This is a genomic window from Neobacillus sp. PS2-9, from assembly GCF_030915525.1.
In the GTDB taxonomy this organism is placed as follows: domain Bacteria; phylum Bacillota; class Bacilli; order Bacillales; family Cytobacillaceae; genus Neobacillus.
This window is the reverse complement of the sequence record NZ_CP133269.1, coordinates 3,496,444-3,516,297: the sequence shown is the minus strand read 5'-3', so window position 1 is coordinate 3,516,297 and position 19,854 is coordinate 3,496,444. Positions and strand designations below refer to the sequence as shown.

The 19,854-nt window shown below is 39.0% G+C and carries 18 protein-coding genes; 15 read left to right on the top strand and 3 right to left on the bottom strand.

All coding sequences use genetic code 11. The features are described 5' to 3' along the window. Positions 1 to 217 precede the first annotated feature (217 nt). From recA to RCG25_RS17640, 10 genes are all read left to right on the top strand, one after another. Positions 218 to 1,261 (top strand): recombinase RecA, encoded by a 1,044-nt coding sequence (recA, locus tag RCG25_RS17685; protein ID WP_308080140.1) that lies wholly within the window; start codon positions 218 to 220, stop codon positions 1,259 to 1,261. 316 nt (positions 1,262 to 1,577) lie between these two features. Further along, positions 1,578 to 3,137 carry a ribonuclease Y gene (gene rny, locus RCG25_RS17680; protein ID WP_308080139.1) on the top strand — a complete coding sequence of 520 codons (1,560 nt, stop codon included), beginning with the start codon at positions 1,578 to 1,580 and terminating at the stop codon, positions 3,135 to 3,137. 110 nt (positions 3,138 to 3,247) lie between these two features. Then, positions 3,248 to 4,045: a TIGR00282 family metallophosphoesterase gene (locus RCG25_RS17675; RefSeq protein WP_308080138.1), complete on the top strand. Its 798-nt coding sequence runs from the start codon at positions 3,248 to 3,250 to the stop codon at positions 4,043 to 4,045. 191 nt (positions 4,046 to 4,236) lie between these two features. Continuing rightward, positions 4,237 to 4,497 carry a stage V sporulation protein SpoVS gene (gene spoVS / locus RCG25_RS17670; RefSeq protein WP_003211281.1) on the top strand — a complete coding sequence of 87 codons (261 nt, stop codon included), beginning with the start codon at positions 4,237 to 4,239 and terminating at the stop codon, positions 4,495 to 4,497. A 650-nt stretch (positions 4,498 to 5,147) separates the two neighbouring features. Beyond that, positions 5,148 to 6,884, top strand: coding sequence for a 2-oxoacid:acceptor oxidoreductase subunit alpha (locus tag RCG25_RS17665; RefSeq protein WP_308080133.1), 1,737 nt, complete (start codon positions 5,148 to 5,150; stop codon positions 6,882 to 6,884). Then, positions 6,885 to 7,751, top strand: a complete 867-nt coding sequence (locus tag RCG25_RS17660) for a 2-oxoacid:ferredoxin oxidoreductase subunit beta (protein WP_308080132.1) — start codon at positions 6,885 to 6,887, stop codon at positions 7,749 to 7,751. A 515-nt stretch (positions 7,752 to 8,266) separates the two neighbouring features. Then, complete coding sequence (miaB, locus tag RCG25_RS17655) at positions 8,267 to 9,811, top strand: tRNA (N6-isopentenyl adenosine(37)-C2)-methylthiotransferase MiaB (RefSeq protein ID WP_308080131.1); 1,545 nt, start codon at positions 8,267 to 8,269, stop codon at positions 9,809 to 9,811. A gap of 1 nt (position 9,812) precedes the next feature. Continuing rightward, a complete protein-coding gene (locus RCG25_RS17650; protein WP_308080130.1) occupies positions 9,813 to 10,268 on the top strand; it encodes a YlbF/YmcA family competence regulator in 456 nt (151 codons plus the stop codon). A gap of 247 nt (positions 10,269 to 10,515) precedes the next feature. Then, entirely contained in the window at positions 10,516 to 11,061 is a 546-nt protein-coding gene (locus tag RCG25_RS17645) for an outer spore coat protein CotE (RefSeq protein ID WP_308080129.1), read from the top strand. Positions 11,062 to 11,177: 116 nt separating this feature from the next. Beyond that, positions 11,178 to 11,396: a hypothetical protein gene (locus RCG25_RS17640; RefSeq protein WP_308080128.1), complete on the top strand. Its 219-nt coding sequence runs from the start codon at positions 11,178 to 11,180 to the stop codon at positions 11,394 to 11,396. Here the strand turns inward: RCG25_RS17640 and RCG25_RS17635 are convergent. Beyond that, a complete protein-coding gene (locus RCG25_RS17635) occupies positions 11,393 to 11,947 on the bottom strand; it encodes a GNAT family N-acetyltransferase (protein ID WP_308080127.1) in 555 nt (184 codons plus the stop codon). The genes RCG25_RS17640 and RCG25_RS17635 overlap by 4 nt on opposite strands. 340 nt (positions 11,948 to 12,287) lie before the next feature. On the opposite strand from RCG25_RS17635, the gene RCG25_RS17630 reads away from it, so the two are divergent. Beyond that, positions 12,288 to 12,944: a protein kinase family protein gene (locus RCG25_RS17630; protein ID WP_308080126.1), complete on the top strand. Its 657-nt coding sequence runs from the start codon at positions 12,288 to 12,290 to the stop codon at positions 12,942 to 12,944. A 27-nt stretch (positions 12,945 to 12,971) separates the two neighbouring features. Here the strand turns inward: RCG25_RS17630 and RCG25_RS17625 are convergent, their stop codons facing one another. Further along, positions 12,972 to 13,889, bottom strand: coding sequence for a ketopantoate reductase family protein (locus RCG25_RS17625; protein ID WP_308080125.1), 918 nt, complete (start codon positions 13,887 to 13,889; stop codon positions 12,972 to 12,974). A 194-nt stretch (positions 13,890 to 14,083) separates the two neighbouring features. Between RCG25_RS17625 and RCG25_RS17620 the strand changes: the two genes are divergently transcribed. The 4 genes from RCG25_RS17620 to RCG25_RS17605 are packed head-to-tail and all read left to right on the top strand — an operon-like array spanning position 14,084 to position 17,032. Further along, the gene (locus tag RCG25_RS17620) at positions 14,084 to 14,830 is read left to right on the top strand and encodes a prolipoprotein diacylglyceryl transferase (RefSeq protein ID WP_308080124.1); all 747 of its coding nucleotides are present in this window, start codon (positions 14,084 to 14,086) and stop codon (positions 14,828 to 14,830) included. Then, complete coding sequence (locus RCG25_RS17615) at positions 14,823 to 16,244, top strand: radical SAM protein (protein ID WP_308080123.1); 1,422 nt, start codon at positions 14,823 to 14,825, stop codon at positions 16,242 to 16,244. The genes RCG25_RS17620 and RCG25_RS17615 overlap by 8 nt, the downstream gene beginning before the upstream one ends. Before the next feature lie 23 nt (positions 16,245 to 16,267). Then, positions 16,268 to 16,555, top strand: coding sequence for a hypothetical protein (locus tag RCG25_RS17610; protein WP_308080122.1), 288 nt, complete (start codon positions 16,268 to 16,270; stop codon positions 16,553 to 16,555). A gap of 15 nt (positions 16,556 to 16,570) precedes the next feature. Continuing rightward, the gene (locus tag RCG25_RS17605; RefSeq protein WP_308080120.1) at positions 16,571 to 17,032 is read left to right on the top strand and encodes a flavin reductase family protein; all 462 of its coding nucleotides are present in this window, start codon (positions 16,571 to 16,573) and stop codon (positions 17,030 to 17,032) included. A gap of 64 nt (positions 17,033 to 17,096) precedes the next feature. On the opposite strand, the gene adhE is transcribed toward RCG25_RS17605, so the two are convergent. Next, entirely contained in the window at positions 17,097 to 19,697 is a 2,601-nt protein-coding gene (gene adhE / locus RCG25_RS17600; protein WP_308080119.1) for a bifunctional acetaldehyde-CoA/alcohol dehydrogenase, read from the bottom strand. Positions 19,698 to 19,854: the final 157 nt, after the last annotated feature.

Here is a 19,854-nt window from a genome sequence, read left to right as displayed (position 1 = left end):
ACAATTAACCCAAATTCCATTTAAAAGCTGAGATTTATGCCTATTTATACAAAAAGTAGGGGGATATGCTAGTTATTACATAAATAGCACATAGAAAACAATCGAATAAATGTTCGTTTTTTTACTCGACAAATACCTAAAAAGAAGGTATATTATTAATAGGTTTTAAATCGATAGATTTTAAGTATGTGTTTATATATAAGGGAGGAAAAGATTCGTGAGTGATCGTAAAGCGGCATTAGAAATGGCGTTAAAACAAATTGAAAAGCAATTTGGTAAAGGTTCCATCATGAAGATGGGAGAGAAAACTGATACAAGGATTCTTACGAGTCCGAGTGGGTCATTAGCACTTGATGCTGCACTTGGAGTTGGTGGATATCCGAGAGGCCGTATAATTGAAGTTTATGGCCCTGAGAGCTCAGGTAAAACAACTGTTGCTTTACATGCAATTGCAGAAGTACAAGCAAAAGGTGGACAAGCAGCATTTATTGATGCTGAGCATGCATTAGACCCCGCATATGCACAAAAATTGGGTGTTAATATTGATGAGTTATTGTTATCGCAGCCTGATACGGGTGAACAAGCACTTGAAATCGCAGAGGCACTTGTTCGAAGCGGTGCAATTGATATTCTTGTAGTTGACTCAGTAGCAGCATTAGTACCAAAGGCTGAAATTGAAGGTGAAATGGGAGATTCTCACGTTGGTTTACAAGCTCGCTTGATGTCTCAAGCACTGCGAAAACTATCAGGTTCCATTAACAAATCAAAGACGATCGCTATCTTTATTAACCAAATTCGTGAAAAAATTGGAATTATGTTTGGTAATCCCGAGACAACACCAGGTGGACGCGCATTAAAATTCTATTCTACTGTCCGTATTGAAGTGCGTCGTGCAGAGGCGTTAAAGCAGGGAAATGATATCGTTGGTAATAAGACAAAGATAAAGATTGTTAAGAATAAAGTTGCTCCTCCTTTCCGTACGGCAGAAGTAGACATTATGTATGGAGAAGGTATTTCTAAAGAGGGCGAAATCATCGATTTAGGCTCCGAACTAGATATCGTTCAGAAGAGCGGTTCATGGTATTCCTATAATGATGAAAGACTAGGTCAGGGCCGTGAAAATGCTAAGCTTTTCTTAAAAGAAAACCCTGATGTCCGTCTTGAAATTCAACAAAAAATCCGTGAGCACTACGGCTTAGATGGTGAAAAGTTCGTGACGGAAGTTGAAGAAGAAGAGGAATTTAATTTACTAGATAATTAATAAAGCAAAGCCCCTTTTGGGTTTTGCTTTTTTGATAACATCTGTATTTTTATGAAAAGAAGTTAATAATAATTCACTTAGTACACTGTTCATTCTAGTATTAGTTGATGACGAATTCTAAATATTTAAAAAAGCCTAGTGGACTAAGCCTTGACAATGAATATTCACAGCTTTACAATTAACATGTATATTTTACATTTTTGGTAATATTACAATTTGAAAAGCCCTGGTGCTTGCTGTATGTTGAGTCTAAACAATGTACATGCCGACACTTAAAAAAATGTAACAAAAGTTCATAGCAAGAGGAGGTGTAACGATGGACCTAATTACTATCATCTCCATTTTGCTTGGCCTTATCGTCGGTGCCGTTGTTGGCTATTTTGTTCATAAATCCATTGCTGAAGCAAAAGTAGCTGGTGCAAAGAATGCTGCTGAGCAGATTCTTGAAGATGCTAAACGTGATGCTGATTCATTGAAAAAAGAAGCTTTGCTGGAAGCAAAGGATGAAATTCACAAGCTTCGAACAGAAGCAGAGCGTGAGGTTCGTGAACGAAGAAATGAAATGCAAAAACAAGAAAACCGTTTACTGCAAAGAGAAGAGAATTTAGATCGAAAAGAGGAAACGTTAAACAAGCGTGAAAATCTTTTAGAAAAGAAGGATGATTCTCTAAACCAAAGACAACAGCATATTGAAGAGATGGAAAGCAAAGTGGACGAGTTGGTAAGAACACAACAAACTGAACTCGAACGGATTTCGAGCTTAACTCGTGAGGAAGCTAAAGCGATCATTATTGACAAGATGGAGCAGGAACTTGTCTACGACACTGCAATAATGATTAAGGAAAGCGAAAATCGTGCAAAAGAGGAAGCTGATAAGAAAGCGAAGGAAATTCTTTCGCTAGCAATCCAACGTTGCGCTGCTGACCATGTTGCGGAGACGACTGTATCAGTCGTTAACCTTCCAAATGACGAAATGAAGGGCCGGATTATTGGCCGTGAAGGACGAAATATCCGTACACTTGAAACATTAACGGGAATTGATTTGATTATTGATGATACTCCTGAAGCTGTTATTCTATCAGGCTTTGATCCTATTCGTCGAGAGACAGCCCGCTTAGCACTAGAAAAACTAGTTCAAGATGGCCGAATCCATCCTGCACGTATTGAGGAAATGGTAGAAAAATCTCGTCGCGAAGTGGATGAGTATATTCGTGAAGTCGGTGAGCAGACCACTTTTGAAGTGGGTGTGCATGGACTCCATCCAGATCTTATTAAAATTCTTGGTCGCTTAAAGTTCCGTACAAGCTACGGTCAAAACGTATTAAAGCATTCAATGGAAGTGGCACAGCTTTCTGGTTTACTTGCTGCTGAGCTTGGACAAGATGAAACTCTAGCTCGTCGTGCAGGATTGCTTCACGATATTGGTAAAGCAATTGACCATGAAGTGGAAGGTAGCCATGTAGAAATTGGGGTTGAACTGGCAACCAAATACAAAGAACATCCAGTTGTTATTAACAGTATTGCGTCACACCATGGTGATACAGAGCCAACATCCATTATCGCCGTATTGGTTGCCGCTGCAGATGCATTGTCAGCTGCTAGACCAGGTGCTCGTAGTGAAACTCTTGAAAACTATATCCGCCGCCTAGAGAAGCTGGAGGAGATTTCTGAATCCTATGAGGGAGTTGAGAAATCCTTTGCGATACAGGCTGGTCGTGAAGTACGTATTATTGTAAGACCAGATGCAGTTGATGATCTTGCTGCTCATCGATTAGCACGAGATATTCGTAAGCGAATTGAAGAAGAGCTAGATTACCCTGGCCATATTAAAGTCACAGTTATTCGTGAAACACGAGCTGTAGAATACGCAAAATAAAGCGGTGCATTTGCACCGCTTTATTTATTGGGTAAAACTGGTGATTAAATTATTTTTGATTGTGATACAATTGAAACAACTACAATTACTTATTGACGAAAGGAAAAATAATGAATTTACTTTTTATCGGAGATGTGGTCGGCTCACCAGGTCGGGACATGGTTAAGGAATATTTACCAAAACTAAAAGAGAAATTCCGGCCTACCTTTACCATTATTAATGGGGAAAATGCTGCCGGAGGCAAGGGGATTACAGAAAAAATCTATCGTGAATTTTTAGGGTATGGCGCACAGGCAGTTACGCTTGGTAACCATGCTTGGGATAATCGAGAAATTTTTGAGTTTATCGGTTCAGCAAAAAATATGGTAAGGCCAGCGAATTTTCCAGAAGGTACACCGGGGCAAGGGATGGCATTTTTTAAAGTTAATGAGTTTGAGATTGCAGTCATTAACCTCCAAGGAAGAACCTTTATGGCACCATTAGATTGTCCCTTTAAAAAAGCTGATGAGTTAGTTGAAAAAGCAAGGGAAAGAACCCCATTTATCTTTGTTGATTTCCATGCAGAAGTGACGAGTGAAAAACAAGCCATGGGGTGGTACTTAGATGGAAGAGTATCAGCAGTTGTTGGAACTCACACACACGTCCAAACAGCTGATAGCCGTATTCTGCCTGCTGGGACTGGGTATCTATCAGATGTGGGCATGACAGGCCCGTACGATGGCATATTAGGTGTTGAAAGAGATGCAGTCCTTAAAAGGTTCCTTACCAGCCTCCCAGTCCGTTTTGAAGTTCCTACGGCAGGTAGAAATCAATTAAGCGCTGTTTATATCGAACTAGATCGTAAAACAGGGATGACGAAAAAAATCAGTCCTATTTTAATAAACGATGACCATCCGTTTTATTCGTAAGAGCAAAAGAACCCCTTTTGCTCTTTTTTAATGGATATGTACCAAACGGACCAAAGGGAATCATCTCTTTTTTTTGTCCAAGCCGGAATATGTCTTTTGCAGGCTGAATATAGTAGCAGTGGAAAGTTATAACCTGATTTGTACATGAAACTGCTCATGCGGGATCGGGATTTTTTAAGGAGGAGCTAGGAATGGAAATATTAAAAGTTTCAGCAAAATCTAATCCTAATTCTGTAGCTGGTGCACTTGCCGGAGTTCTGCGTGAAAGAGGTGCAGCAGAAATACAGGCGATTGGTGCGGGTGCATTGAACCAAGCCGTAAAGGCAGTAGCAATTGCACGAGGATTTGTAGCACCTAGCGGAGTTGATTTAATCTGTATCCCTGCGTTTACTGATATTTTAATTGATGGGGAAGAACGCACAGCTATCAAACTAATTGTTGAACCACGGTGAAAGAGATAGATTATTTTCCGGGGGGCAAAAAAAGGTACTTCTTATTTTTCCTGCTTGTTTGACACAAGCGGGTTTTTTTATTGGTTAGGAAATTATAAAAAGGTCCGAGTGTGGAAAACAGAACTAGTAGTCTGAATCTAGCTTCAGCGCCCAGCCCCTCGGGTCAAATAACCTTCGGCAAGAAAAGTCAAAAGGCGGACTTTTCCTGCCGAAGAACATTTGCCTGTCGGGGCTTGACGAGGCGCTTCCGCTTTTTGTTCTTTCGAGGGTAGCCATAGTTGCATATAAAAATATTATTCTAATATACAAGAATAATTAAAAAAACAACAGTTCCGTTTAGTGATAAATCGTCCAAAACCGCATAAGAATAACAGTTTTTATCTGCTATTTATCTATTTTCCGCTTTAAAGGAACACAGTTAATTTTAAATAATAAAAAAATATTCATATTTTAGACAATATTTCGTGTGAAAGGGTTGCAATTTTTAGTGCATAGGTCTAGAATTGTAAGCGTTTAGTACATATCCTTGATTCTATTTTTTAGTCTGCAACGTATTTAAATGGGCTAATTTCTAGTGATTTACTCGGAAAAGTGCTACACTTAGTATGTTCAATCAACTTATTTTTTACATATCCAAAGGGGTGTAAGTCATGATCAATCAACTTTCGTGGAAAGTTGGCGGACAACAAGGGGAAGGTATTGAAAGTACTGGGGAAATCTTTGCTATCGCATTGAATCGCCTGGGATATTACTTGTATGGTTATCGTCACTTTTCATCTCGTATTAAAGGCGGTCATACAAACAATAAAATCAGAGTAAGTACGACTGAAGTTCGTTCTATTTCTGACGATCTAGATATCCTTGTAGCGTTTGACCAAGAAACCGTTGATATTAACTACAAAGAGCTTCATAGCAAAGGTGTCATTCTAGCTGACTCCAAATTTGATCCAAAGAAACCTGAAGATACACAAGCTTCCATGTATGCGGTTCCATTTACAGAAATTGCTACTGGACTAGGAACTTCTTTAATGAAAAACATGGTAGCTATCGGTGCAACATCTGCTGTGTTAGATTTGGATATTCAAGTTTTTAAAGAAGTAGTTCATGAAATTTTCGGTAAAAAAGGCGAACAAGTTGTTGCGAAAAACATGGATGCAATTAAAGCAGGCTATGATTATATGAAAGAAAAACTTGAAGCTGGCGTCCAAACAATGCAGCTTGAAAAAGCTGATGGTAAGAAGCGTATGTTTATGATTGGGAACGATGCGATTGCATTAGGTGCGATTGCTGGTGGATGCCGATTTATGGCTGCATACCCAATTACTCCAGCTTCTGAGATTATGGAATATTTAATTAAAAAGCTTCCTGCTCTTGGCGGAACAGTTATTCAAACAGAAGATGAGATTGCAGCATGTACAATGGCTATTGGTGCTAACTATGGTGGCGTCCGTGCAATTACAGCTTCTGCTGGTCCAGGATTATCCTTGAAAATGGAAGCAATTGGCCTTTCTGGTATTACAGAAACTCCACTTGTTATCGTTGACACTCAACGTGGTGGTCCATCTACTGGATTACCAACAAAACAAGAACAGTCAGACTTAATGGCCATGATTTATGGAACTCACGGTGAAATTCCGAAGATCGTTATGGCTCCTAGTACAGTTCAAGAGGCATTCTATGATGCGGCTGAAGCATTCAATCTAGCAGAAGAATATCAGTGCCCAGTTATTCTACTTACTGATCTTCAACTATCTTTAGGTAAACAAACAGTTGAACCTTTAGATTTTAGTAAAGTTGAAATTAGACGAGGTAAGTTAGTTTCAGGAGACATTCCTGCAAACGAAAACAATGGCTATTTCAAGCGTTATGAAGTGACAGAAGATGGCGTATCTCCACGTGTTATTCCTGGTATGAAAAATGGTATCCACCATGTAACAGGTGTAGAACACGATGAAACTGGTAAACCATCAGAATCAGCTCCTAACCGAATTGCTCAGATGGATAAGCGCTTCCGCAAAGTCGAGAATATCCGCTTTGATACACCAGTCTATAAAAATGTAAAGCATGAAGATGCTGATGTTTTATTTGTTGGTTTTAACTCAACACGCGGAGTAATTGAAGAAGCTATGACTCGTCTCGAGAAGGACGGATTAAAAGTGAACCATGCTCATATTCGTTTAGTTCATCCGTTCCCAACAGACGAAGTCCTTCCTTTAGTTCGTTCTGCTAAGAAGGTTGTTGTTGTTGAAAACAACGCAACTGGACAGTTAGCGAATATCATGAAGATGAATGTTGGACATGCTGAGAAAATCGTTAAGCATGTTAAATATGATGGTAATCCGTTCTTGCCGCACGAAGTGTATACAAAATGTAAGGAGTTGTTCTAAATGGCCACTTTTAAAGACTTTCGAAACAATGTAAAACCGAACTGGTGCCCTGGCTGTGGCGACTTCTCCGTACAAGCGGCAATGCAACGTGCTGCAGCAAATGTTGGTTTAGAACCTGAAAATTTAGCTGTTATTTCTGGTATCGGCTGTTCAGGACGTATTTCTGGTTATATCAATTCATTTGGTTTCCACGGTATCCATGGTCGTTCATTACCGATTGCACAAGGTGTTAAAATGGCTAATCGTGACTTAACAGTTATCGCTTCTGGTGGTGACGGGGACGGTTTTGCCATCGGTATGGGTCACACGATTCACGCTATTCGCCGTAATATCGACATTACTTATGTTGTTATGGATAACCAAATTTATGGTTTAACTAAAGGTCAAACATCACCACGTTCCGCAGCTGGCTTTAAAACAAAGTCAACTCCATTGGGATCAATTGAACAAGCAATTTCTCCAATGGAAATGGCTTTAACTGCTGGCGCAACATTTGTTGCACAAAGCTTTTCAACTGATTTAAAAGAACTTACTGCTCTAATTGAAGCAGGTATCAATCATAAAGGGTTCTCATTAATCAACGTATACAGCCCATGTGTAACCTATAATAAGGTCAACACTTATGATTGGTTCAAAGAAAATCTTACAAAGCTAAGTGATGTTGAAGGGTACGATCCAAATAGTCGTGAAATGGCTATGCAAACATTAATGAAGCATAATGGCCTTGTAACTGGTCTAATCTATCAAAATACTGAGCGTCAATCTTACCAGGAGTTAATCCAAGGGTACTCACCGGCTCCGTTATCTCAAGCGGACCTTAATCTTGACCAAAACTATTTTGATAAATTAGTCGGCGAATTTATGTAATAAATAAAAAAATCCCGCGGAACTTTGTTCCCCGGGATTTTTTTTATGAAGGCTGTGTTAAAGAACAGAGTTGATTATTAACCCTGTTGATTATTAACCCTGTTGATTGGAGTGGAAGGCTCGAAGACTCCTGTGGGAGTACGGTTCAGGGGAGACCCCGCAGGCGCAAGCGCCGAGGAGGCTCGCCGAAACGCCCACGAACCGCTCGAGCCTGGAACGGAAATCAACAGACATTTTTTAAAGAACCTTTATGAAAAATAGTGAGTTACATCACATTAATTTTACTTGGAATCCAGTACAATTATTAATTGGCTAATTTTTTATTTTAGATGATTAGCAATGTCCTCTAAAAGGGCGTGTTTACAGGGATTTCTATTGTTTTCATTACAGTAAACCTTTATACTATAATAATGTGCAGATTAACCAAAAAATTATTCTTAGCACAAAGAATAATAATGAAACTAATAGAAGCAATCAGTTTAAGTTAACTTGTAAGAAAGGGGATTTTGAACCAAATGAATGAAAAGCAACGTTTAGAAGGTCAACAAGTAGAAACGGCTAATTCTTCGGACAAAAAATCCGCCAAGGATTACAGCAAGTACTTTGAGCAAGTAATAACTGCACCTTCTTTAAAGGATGCGAAGAAACGTGGTAAAGAAGAAGTAAAGTATCACAATGACTTTGCAATTCCAGAAGAGTTCCGTGGGATGGGTGAAGGCAGAAAGTTCTATATCCGTACGTATGGTTGCCAAATGAACGAGCATGATACAGAAGTTATGGCTGGGATCTTTTTAGCTTTAGGTTACGAGCCCACTGATAATACCGAGGATGCAAACGTAATTTTACTAAACACATGTGCAATTCGCGAGAATGCTGAAAATAAAGTGTTTGGTGAATTAGGTCATTTGAAAGCACTAAAATTAGAGAAGCCAGACTTACTTATAGGTGTTTGTGGCTGCATGTCTCAGGAAGAGTCCGTAGTTAATAAAATTTTGAAGACGTATAACCAAGTGGATATGATTTTTGGTACTCATAATATCCACCGCCTGCCAAACATCCTTCATGAAGCATATATGTCAAAGGAAATGGTTGTTGAAGTATGGTCCAAGGAAGGAGACGTTATTGAAAACCTTCCGAAGGTACGTCGTGGCAAGATTAAAGCATGGGTTAACATCATGTATGGCTGCGATAAATTCTGTACGTATTGTATTGTACCTTATACACGCGGTAAGGAACGTAGCCGCAGACCTGAAGAGATTATCCAGGAAGTCCGTCATTTAGCAGCACAGGGCTACCAGGAGGTAACTCTTCTTGGCCAGAACGTTAATGCCTATGGTAAAGACTTAGAAGGAATGAACTATGGTCTAGGTGAGTTAATGGATGAATTACGTAAGATTGATATTCCACGAATTCGTTTCACTACAAGCCATCCGCGTGACTTTGATGATCATTTAATCGAAGTTCTAGCTAAAGGCGGCAATTTAATGGATCATATCCACCTGCCAGTCCAATCAGGTTCAACGGATGTGTTAAAAATCATGGCTCGTAAATATACAAGAGAACAATATTTAGAGCTTGTTAGAAAAATTAAAGCGGCGATTCCAAATGTTGCTTTGACAACTGATATAATTGTGGGATATCCGAACGAAACGGACGAGCAATTTGAAGAGACAATGTCTCTCTATCGTGAAGTAGGCTATGAATTAGCGTATACATTTATTTATTCTCCACGTGAAGGTACACCAGCGGCCAAAATGGAAGACAATGTTCCAATGGAAGTTAAGAAAGAACGTCTACAGCGTCTGAACAAGCTTGTTAATGAAATGTCATTAGAAGCAATGAAAAAACATGAAGGACAGGTTCTTGATGTACTGATCGAAGGGGAGAGCAAGAACAACCCTAATGTTCTTGCAGGTTACACAACAAGAAGCAAGCTTGTCAACGTTGTAGCACCTAAATCAACGATTGGCAAAATTATTAAAGTGAAAATTACAGAAGCAAAAACATGGTCATTAAACGGAGAAATGGTGGAAGAATTAGAACCAGCAGAGGTGAAGTAAAGTGGCGAAGTATACAAAAGACGATATCGTCGCTCGTGCAGCAGATTTAGCACGTATGATAGCAGAAACTGAAGAAGTAGACTTCTTCAAACGAGCAGAAGCTCATATTCATGAAAATCCAAAGGTAAACACATTAATTGCAGATATTAAAGGTCTTCAGAAGCAAGCAGTTAATCTACAACATTATGGAAAACCTGAGGCGTTAAAGAGAGTTGAAGATAAAATTGCTACAATTGAAAAGGAACTAGATGAGATTCCTGTTGTCCAAGATTTTAAGCAATCCCAATTAGAAGTTAATGAGTTGTTGCAGCTAATTGCATCGACTATTTCAAATACAGTCACTGATGAGATTATCACTTCCACAGGCGGCGATGTATTAATGGGTGAAACAGGCGGCAGCATGAAACATGGCGGCGGAGCTTGTGATGGGCACGACGATTGTGATCACGATCATTAATTAGGTTAAGAGGCTGACTCAAAAAAAGGGTCAGCCTCTTTCTTTTTCAAGAATCAGCATTCTCCTCGATTTAATCTACATAAGAAACCTCCATTTTAAGTACAGGCAAGTGAGGCACACACCATTAAATCCCGCATAAAATGAACTATGACTAAACTTTTAACCAGTATTCACAAAATTATATATCACACTAGTCTACAATTTAGCATACGATGAAATGAAACTGAATGAGGAGGGTTCGCGCGAAATGGGAGAATATAGAGAGATAATTACGAAGGCCGTAGTAGCGAAAGGACGTAAATTCACCCAGTCCAATCATACGATTAGCCCGGCGCACAGTCCAACAAGTATTCTTGGTTGTTGGATTATCAACCATAAATACAACGCGAAAAAAGTAGGGAAGACTGTAGAGATTCACGGTCACTATGATATCAATGTATGGTACTCGTTTAATGATAATACCAAAACAGAGGTAGTAACTGAACGGGTACAATATACTGATGTTATCAAGTTAAAGTATCGTGATCATGACTGTATCGATGACAGTGAAATTTGCGCTAAAGTGTTGCAACAGCCAAACTGTGTGGAAGCAGTCATTTCCCCTAACGGTAATCGAATCATCGTTCATGTCGAAAGGGAATTCCTTGTAGAAGTAATTGGCGAAACAAAGGTTTGTGTTCGCGTTAGTTCTGAAGGCTGCAAAGACTGTGACGATGATTGGGGATTGGATGTAGACGACGAAGAATTTGAGGATCTTAATCCAGAGTTCTTAGTCGGCTCAGAAGAAGAGTAAGGCCACTAGGAAGGTAAAACTTCCTAGTTTTTTTCTGTTCTGAATTATGAGGTTTTGGAAATTTAATGAATGTTAAACTGACAATATCAGCAAGCTATTTCTAGGAGGTGTTAGTGATGGAGCCGAGACAACCTGGAAATAAAAAGATGACTGATTTTGATCAATTAAATGACAGAGTGATTGCTGAAAGTCCTTCCTCACCAATGTTAGTAATCAAAACGAACCTCGACCCAAAGGAACCATCAGAAAATAATCCTTATTATCACAATGGAAAAGCACATGATCCAGAGGCAATGAAGAATTTCTTTGAGAACAATGAAAGCCAGGAGAACTAATTTTCCTGGCTTTTTTTCCAATCAGACTGCAACAAGGATAGTACGCATGTATCATGGAATTCTTCATTTTGATGAATATACCCTCGTAGAAGGCCCTCTTGTTCAAAGCCTAGTTTCATAAGTAAATTGATGGAGGCTTCATTTTCGGGGAAGACGACTGCTCCTAACCGATACAGATGTAATTGCTTAAAGCTAAACGCCAATACTTCTTTAATAGCCTCAGAGGCATATCCCATTCTCCAAAACGTGGGATGTAGTTCGTAGCCAATTTCAGCCCTCTTATTATTAATATGTAAAGCATTCAGTCCTACTGTACCAATAATCTTTTGATTTTCTTTTACTTTAATTCCCCAGCGGATCCCTTTTTTTTCATGAAAGTTTTTGTGGAACATGTCAATTAATCTAGAAGCTTCAATTGGTAGGGTAAAACGATTCGTTCCGTAAAAACGTGTTACTTCTTCTAAAGATAACACCTCATAAATGGAATCAACATGCTGATGAGTAATTTCAATTAACTTCAGTCTCTTTGTTTCTAAAATGGGAAAATTCACAGTATCTCCTCACTTTTAAATAATAGGCTATGTTATAGAACAGTTTTGAATTTATACCTTGTTGATTGGAGCGGAAGGCGCGAAGACTCCTGTGGGAGTACGGTTCAGGGGAGACCCCGCAGGCATGAGCGCCGAGAAGGCTCGCCGAAACGCCCACGAACCGCTCACGCCTGGAGCGGAAATCAACAGAAAAAGTTAACAGAGCCAAATAATGAACAAATAATAACTATTCTTAAGTGTACTATGGTTTCTTACTGCTGAAAAGATACGGTTGAAGAAATGGAGTAAAAACATTATGATTTATGTAATATTATCGGAAGAGTAGAAAAGGTGGGTACGGATGCAAATCGCACAATATATCAGGCTAATAGAAAATGAGTTATTAACCAAAATTGAATTACAATCGCCCAGCCCATTCGATCCCATTATTGTAAAAAATCAATCCAAGTCGTGGAGGACTATCGGAAGCGGGAATTACGCGGGAGTTTTTGCTCATGAGTCCAATCCTAATTGGGTCGTAAAAATTTATGGACGGAATCCTGAAGAGCTGAAGAAGGAAATAGAGGTATATAAAAAATTAGGAAACCATGAATCCTATTCCAGACTTTTAGACTATGGAGAAAATTATTTGATCTTAAAAAAGCTGGATGGGATTACTTTATTTGATGCTTTAGTAAAGGGTGTACCTATACCTGAAAATGTGATTCAGGATATCGATGCCGGATTAGAATACGCAAGAAAAATTGGCTTAAATCCCTTTGATGTTCATGGTAAAAACGTCGTGATGCATAACGGAAAAGGGTATATCGTAGACGTATCTGATTTCTATAAACAGGGTATATGCCACAAGTGGAAAGATTTGAAAAAAGCATATTACAAGATTTATAGGCCCTATATACTTAAATTCCATCCGCCCATACCCTTTTTTATCGTGGACGGTGTAAGAAAAGGCTATCGTTTTTACAGGAAATTGAAAAAGAAAAAGGGAAATAAATAAACTAATAATTATTTCCCCAAGCACTGTTTAGAGGTTCATTGTTTCATATATTTTTAAATTCAGGTTAACGATTTTTAAAGTAGGAGCATCGATATCGTTTAAGTTAGCTAAGTTTAATAGGTAACCATATAGATGATCTGCTTCAATGGGCAAACTCTTTTCCATATCGCGTTGGAGCGAGGACTTCATTTCATAATTCATAGCTATTAATTTATCCTTTTGTAAGACTTCAATACCTTCTGGTAGGGGTGCATGGATACTTCTCATAATGGTAGCCGTTTCATGCAGTACCTTCTTAATCGTATTTAGTCCCTCTTTATTTTCAAGGATGGGTCCGATAGGAGACCTAAACAAGGAAGTGATTCCGGAAAGAGTGGAAATGAATAAATATTTTACCCACATCTCTTGGTTAATCTTATCTGAAAGCAGAAAATTGGCTTTTGTCCCCGTAAGAACACTCTCTAAACGTGTCATTCGTTCAGATTTTTCTCCATTTCGTTCGCCGTAAACTAGGTCATGGATAGGACTAGTTTGGATGATGGTTCCATTCTGATCGAGGGTGGATTCAACAAAGCAAAGACCACCAAGGACATTTTTCTCATCAAATGATTCTACCAGTTTGTCTATGTGAGACATCCCATTTAAAAGAGGTAAAATCATCGTATCCTTTCCAATGTAAGGCCGCACGTCCTCAATTGCCGAATCAAGGTGATAAGCCTTCGTGGAAATCAATATAACGTCAAAGGCTTCTGCTGCCTCTCCAGAGAGCAGGAGTTGTGGCTTTATATGTATGTTTCCATGGATGCTCTGGATGAGTAGTCCATTTTGTTCTAACTGTTTCTTTCTTTTTTCCCGAACAAGAAAGGTAACATTTTCTCCTTTTTCAGCTAAACGGCCGCCAAAATAACCTCCGACTGCACCAGCTCCAACTACTAATATGTTCATGATGATAACCTCCATTTTTTTAAAAGGTGTCGAGTTAATAGTAGCACAAATCTATTAAATATTTGGGCAGTTTTGCTTTTATTCTCTCTATTACTGAAATGATATGTATTTTCGTAAAAATTTACAGTTTTTTTGAAAAATTGTGTTAATATATTTATCATCATGGAAGAATATAGTAAAGAAAGGAGTAGTAGATGATGAATTTCCCTTTCTATATTTTTGGTGTGCATCCGCATTTGATTTTTGAATCCTTAGCCTATTTTATTGGATTTCGCGTGTATTTATATACAAGAAATAAGGAACGAATACCTATTGATAAAGCACTTTGGGTGGTAGTTGGTGCAACATTAGGTGCTGCCATAGGTTCAAAACTTCTTTATTGGTTAGAAGATCCGGTGAAGACACTGGAAAACTGGAATAACCTAATTTATTTAGTAGAGGGAAAAACAATTGTGGGCGGCTTGTTAGGCGGCTTAATTGGGGTGGAGACAGCTAAGAAATGCATCGGATGGACGCGTTCAACGGGGGATGATTTCGTTTTACCTCTTTCTGTTGGAATGATGATTGGAAGAATTGGCTGCTTCTTAACTGGTTTAGATGATCATACCTATGGTGTTCCAACCACATGGGCAACGGGCGTAGATTTTGGAGATGGTATTCTTCGCCATCCCACTCAATTGTATGAAATCGCTTTCTTAGGCATCCTCATCTTCTTTCTTCTATATTTAAAAAGAAAACAGTCAGGGTGGGAAGGTCTTTTATTTCAATTATTTATGCTAGGGTATCTTTTCTTTCGCCTAATGATTGATTTTATCAAACCAACTCCACATCCTTACTGGATTCTAAATAATATCCAACTTGCTAGTTTACTAGGAATTATGTATTACATATGGCTGATCAGTAAAAAACAAACCGAAAAAAGGAGAGAAATTCATGCCTAACCGTCCCTATTTATTTTATGAACTGACAAACAGTATCTGTTCTACCTGTCTGCGAAAGGTAGAAGCGAAAGTGATTATTGAAAATGAAAAGGTATACCTTGTGAAGCATTGTATGAAGCACGGTAGGGAGAAGGTCTTGATTTCAACTGATGTCGCTTATTATAAATGGTGTCGTGAGTTTATTAAACCATCGGAAATGCCATACCGATGGAATACACCTATTAAATATGGCTGCCCATATGATTGTGGACTTTGCCCTGACCACGAACAGCATAGCTGTTTGACGCTTTTAGAAATTACGGAAAGATGCAACCTAAAATGCCCCATCTGCTATGCGGAATCCTCTCCTCAAAAAGGAAGCTTCCGAAGCTTAGAGAAAATTGAATTCATGCTCGATAATATCATTAAAAATGAACGACACGCAGATATTGTTCAGATCAGTGGCGGGGAACCCACCATCCATCCATATTTTTTTGACATCCTTGATATGGCAAAATCAAGACCGATCCGACATATAATGGTGAATACCAATGGTCTTCGCATGGCAACAGATAAAGAGTTTGTGAGAAGGCTTGCCACTTACTCTCCTGGTTTTGAAATTTATCTCCAGTTTGATAGCTTTGAAAGAGAAACACTAGAAGAATTAAGAGGGGTAGATTTAAGGGATGTAAGAAAAAAAGCAATTGAACATTTAAATGAATTTAATATTTCTACAACCTTGGTTGTAACCTTAAAGAAGGGCTTAAATGATCATGAGGTCGGCAAAATTATTCAATATGGGTTAAAACAGAAATGTGTTCGAGGAGTTACCTTCCAACCGATTCAGGCTGCAGGGAGATTGGAAGAATACGACCCAGCGACAAATCGCCTTACACTTAGTGAAGTAAGACAGATGATCATTGAACAATCCAATGTTTTTGGCTCAAAGGATATTATTCCTGTTCCCTGCCACCCGGACTGTTTGGCAATGGGGTATGCATTAAAAATGAACGGCGAAGCAACACCATTAACTGGCCTTATTGATCCTAATATTTTATTAGAAGGCGAACGCAATACCATTGTTTTTGAACAGGATGACAATATCAAAAATATGATTTTTAAATTATTTTCTTTAAATCATTCACCCGATTCTGCCTCACTCTCCCTAAAGGATTTACTCTGCTGTTTGCCAAAAGTATCTATGCCAGGAGAAATTGGCTATGATAACGTATTTCGGGTCATCATTATGCAGTTTTTAGATGCGTACAATTTTGATGTGCGATCCGTTAAAAAATCCTGCGTTCATATCGCTCATCCAGATGGTAGAATCATCCCATTTGATACGTACAATTTATTTTATCGCGATGAGAAAGAGCAGGAACTAAAGAAAATTCAAGCAGAGTTAGAGGCTAGAGCTTTCATAAATGCCGAATAACAAAGGTGAGGGGAGAACAAGGAATGACTCATAACCAAAAGACCCAGAAGGATGGGTCATTAAAAGATTTATGGCTTGGAATTGGTTTGAGCATGGGTATTTACCTTTTAGGCATATTCATATTACTGGTAGTTTCACCTATATTTATGGCCTATGTATGTATAGCAGTAGTCGCCATTATTGTGATACCAATTGTAAGCTTTGCAAAGGGGAGGAAACGATTAGGTCAAGGAGCATTAATAGGGTTGGGATTAAATATTTTGTTATTTACTGCCTGTTTTGGAATCATTCTTTACAATCTTGGCGGATGAAGTGGAGGAGATTAAATGGATGATCGTCAGTTTAGAAACGCTATGGGGAAATTTGCGACAGGGGTAACTGTAGTAGCTACAGAGGTAGACGATGATGTACATGGCATGACAGCTAACGCTTTTATGTCCGTTTCACTTAATCCGAAGCTTGTAGTCATTTCTGTAGCTGAAAAAGCTCGAATTCTTGAGAAAATAAAAAAGAGTAAGAAGTTCACTGTCAATATTCTAGCTGCCGACCAACAAGAACTCTCAATGATTTTTGCTGGGCAGATTAAGGAGCACCGAGAAGTAGTGTTTGACTATCTAGATGGAAAACCAGTATTAGCAGGGGCGGTTGCGCAGATTGCCTGCGAAGTATCGGCAGAACATATCGAAGGAGATCATACCTTGTTGATTGGAAAAGTGACAGCTATTCACATCGGGGATGCCGAGCCTCTAATTTATTTCAGTGGACGTTACCGGGCACTAGCTGAATAATTGAAGGTATACTGTAAGAAAGGAAGAGGCTAATTCAAATGCCCCTTCCTTTTGTTCTTTACGGTTAAATCCCTTTGTAGGCTTGCCGTAAAATCTCTGTCAATTCCCTAGTTAGCGGGCGCTTCGGATTGACATTCGTATCTGGATCATTAAATGCTTGTAAGGCCAATAGGTCAACTTTATTTTCAAATTCAGAATAGTTTATACCACATTCTTCAATGCTCAATGGCAAGTCTAGCTCTTTAGCTAGGTTGATAATAGCTCCAATTAAACTATCGATCCCTTCCTCCGTTGTTCGAGCTTGCAAACCAAGCATCTTAGCAAGCTCAGCATATCGCTGGTCAGCGATAAAATGTTCGTAACCTGCGAACGGTGTAAACTTTGTAGGTTTTTTCGAATTATAACGAATGACATGTGGCAGGAAGATTGCATTTGCTCGCCCGTGTGCAATGTGGAACTCAGCGCCTAATGCATGAGCAAGACTATGATTTATTCCTAAAAACGCATTGTTGAAAGCAAGCCCAGCCATGGTTGATGCATAATGCATTTTTTCTCTTGCAAGAGCGTCAGTGTGATCATGGTAAGCTCTTGGCAAGTATTCGAACACAAGCTGAATAGCTTTGATAATTTGACCGTCTGTAAAATCATTTGCGACAACTGAAACATACGCTTCAAGTGCATGGGTTAATACGTCCATCCCGGTATCAGCGGTAATATGCTTAGGTACTGTCATCGTAAATTGCGGGTCAATAATAGCAATATCCGGTAAGAGTTCAGGATCTGATAGAGGATATTTTATATTTGCTTTTTTATCCGTAATAACTGCAAAGGAAGTCACCTCAGAACCTGTTCCAGAGGTCGTTGGAATGGCAATAAGCGTTGCTTTACCTCGTAATTTTGGATAGGTGACTACGCGTTTTCTTGGGTTTAAGAATTTTTGTTTTAATGCATCGAAGTTAGTATCAGGATATTCGTAGAAGAGCCACATGGCCTTCGCTGCATCAAGGACAGAACCGCCTCCCAAAGCAATAATGACATCCGGTTGGGCATGTCTCATACATTCTGCTCCCTTTTGGACGGTTTCAATACTTGGATCAGGCTCCACTTCTGAAAAAATATCAAAATGTTTAAAATCGGGTCGTTTTTTTAGAAAATGAATGACCTTATCTACATAGCCATTTCTGATAGAGCTTGGACTAGTTACTATAAATGCATTTGAAATATCAGGAATAATTTCTAAGGTCTGGATGGAGTTCTTTTTATAATAGATTTGTGGTGGAGTTCTTAGGACTTGGGAATTGATGTTTCTCTTTGCCACCTTTTTAATATTTAGTAAATGCGTGGCACTTACATTGACTGAGACGGAGTTTCCACCATAGGTACCGCAGCCAAGAGTTAGGGTAGGTAGAAAATCATTATATACATTACCCGTTGCTCCTTGAGCGGATGGTGTGTTAACAATAATCCTTCCTGCTCTCATTCTCATCGCAAACTGTTCAATAATTCTATCATCTGAAGTATGGATGGAAGCGGTATGACCTAGTCCGCCATATTCTAATGTCTGATCAGCAAGATCGAAAGCTTCCTCCACATTATTTGCCTTGTAGCAGGCAAGGATCGGGCTTAATTTCTCACAGGAAAGGGGGGATTTTGGTCCAACCCCTTCTAATTCAACCACAAGTACCTTCGTTTCTAACGGAACTTCAATACCCGCCATTTCGGCGATTTTAAAGGCGGGTAACCCAACAACCATTGGGTTAAGGGAACTAGTATCTTTTTTTATCGCTAGATGTTCCAATTGTTGTTTTTCAGTTTCGTTAAGAAAATAACACTTGTTAGCCATCATTTCAGTAATGACTTCCGAATAGATTTCTTTATCAATAATGAGGGCCTGCTCAGATGCGCAAATCATCCCATTGTCATATGTCTTGGATAGAAGCAGATCTTGGACAGAACTCTTCACATTGGCTGTTTTTTCAAAATAGCAAGGGACGTTGCCAGGACCGACCCCAATTGCAGGTTTGCCGGAGCTGTAAGCCTCCTTAACCATACTTGATCCCCCAGTAGCAAGGATGAGTGATACTTTTGGATGTCTCATGAGAGAATGAATGGCTTCACGGGAGGGCTCATCTAACCATTGAATGCAATTTTCAGGGGCGCCCGCTTTAATCGCAGCTTCCCTCAGGAGCTGTGCTGTTACAATCCCTGATTTTTGAGACAAATGGTGAAAAGAAAATATAATTGGATTTCTTGTCTTGAGTGAAATGAGTGATTTATAAATGACTGTCGATGTAGGGTTCGTAATGGGGACAAGCGCCGCAATTACACCGACGGGTTCAGCTAGCTCATATGTACCTTCATGCTCGTTTTCTCTAATAATGCCTACAGTTTTTAGGTTCCGGATACTGTTATAAATCATCTCCGTAGCGAACAAATTTTTTGAAATCTTATCTTCAAATAAGCCTCGATTGGTTTCATCTACAGCCATTTTAGCGAGCTTATCATGATTTTCTAAAGCAGTGAGAGCCATACTTTTAACAATTTGATCTACCTTTTCTTGATTTAAGGTGCGGAATAAATTTAATGCCTGTTCGCCTTTTCGGGCAAGCCGCTCAATCATAGAGGCAATTTGCTTTTGTTCAAGTGCTTTTTCTTCTACTGCCATAAAACTTCCCCCCCATATAGATAAATTTTTTTACCCTCGTACTGTCTTAAAATATATCAATGACTAGAATAGAAATTTGTAGAATAATGCGGAGAATTTTGGCGATTCCACTTAGATTAGAGAATGTTCGAAAAAAGTTCGAAAAGTAGTTTTGAAC

Bases quoted from the DNA above. Each gene is read 5' to 3' on its own strand.
- rny (WP_308080139.1), top strand. From the start codon at position 1,578: ATGGACCTAATTACTATCATCTCCATTTTGCTTGGCCTTATCGTCGGT.
- RCG25_RS17675 (WP_308080138.1), top strand. From the start codon at position 3,248: ATGAATTTACTTTTTATCGGAGATGTGGTCGGCTCACCAGGTCGGGAC.
- spoVS (WP_003211281.1), top strand. From the start codon at position 4,237: ATGGAAATATTAAAAGTTTCAGCAAAATCTAATCCTAATTCTGTAGCT.
- RCG25_RS17665 (WP_308080133.1), top strand. From the start codon at position 5,148: ATGATCAATCAACTTTCGTGGAAAGTTGGCGGACAACAAGGGGAAGGT.
- RCG25_RS17660 (WP_308080132.1), top strand. From the start codon at position 6,885: ATGGCCACTTTTAAAGACTTTCGAAACAATGTAAAACCGAACTGGTGC.
- miaB (WP_308080131.1), top strand. From the start codon at position 8,267: ATGAATGAAAAGCAACGTTTAGAAGGTCAACAAGTAGAAACGGCTAAT.
- RCG25_RS17645 (WP_308080129.1), top strand. From the start codon at position 10,516: ATGGGAGAATATAGAGAGATAATTACGAAGGCCGTAGTAGCGAAAGGA.
- RCG25_RS17640 (WP_308080128.1), top strand. From the start codon at position 11,178: ATGGAGCCGAGACAACCTGGAAATAAAAAGATGACTGATTTTGATCAA.
- RCG25_RS17630 (WP_308080126.1), top strand. From the start codon at position 12,288: ATGCAAATCGCACAATATATCAGGCTAATAGAAAATGAGTTATTAACC.
- RCG25_RS17625 (WP_308080125.1), bottom strand. From the start codon at position 13,889: ATGAACATATTAGTAGTTGGAGCTGGTGCAGTCGGAGGTTATTTTGGC.
- RCG25_RS17620 (WP_308080124.1), top strand. From the start codon at position 14,084: ATGATGAATTTCCCTTTCTATATTTTTGGTGTGCATCCGCATTTGATT.
- RCG25_RS17615 (WP_308080123.1), top strand. From the start codon at position 14,823: ATGCCTAACCGTCCCTATTTATTTTATGAACTGACAAACAGTATCTGT.
- RCG25_RS17610 (WP_308080122.1), top strand. From the start codon at position 16,268: ATGACTCATAACCAAAAGACCCAGAAGGATGGGTCATTAAAAGATTTA.
- RCG25_RS17605 (WP_308080120.1), top strand. From the start codon at position 16,571: ATGGATGATCGTCAGTTTAGAAACGCTATGGGGAAATTTGCGACAGGG.
- adhE (WP_308080119.1), bottom strand. From the start codon at position 19,697: ATGGCAGTAGAAGAAAAAGCACTTGAACAAAAGCAAATTGCCTCTATG.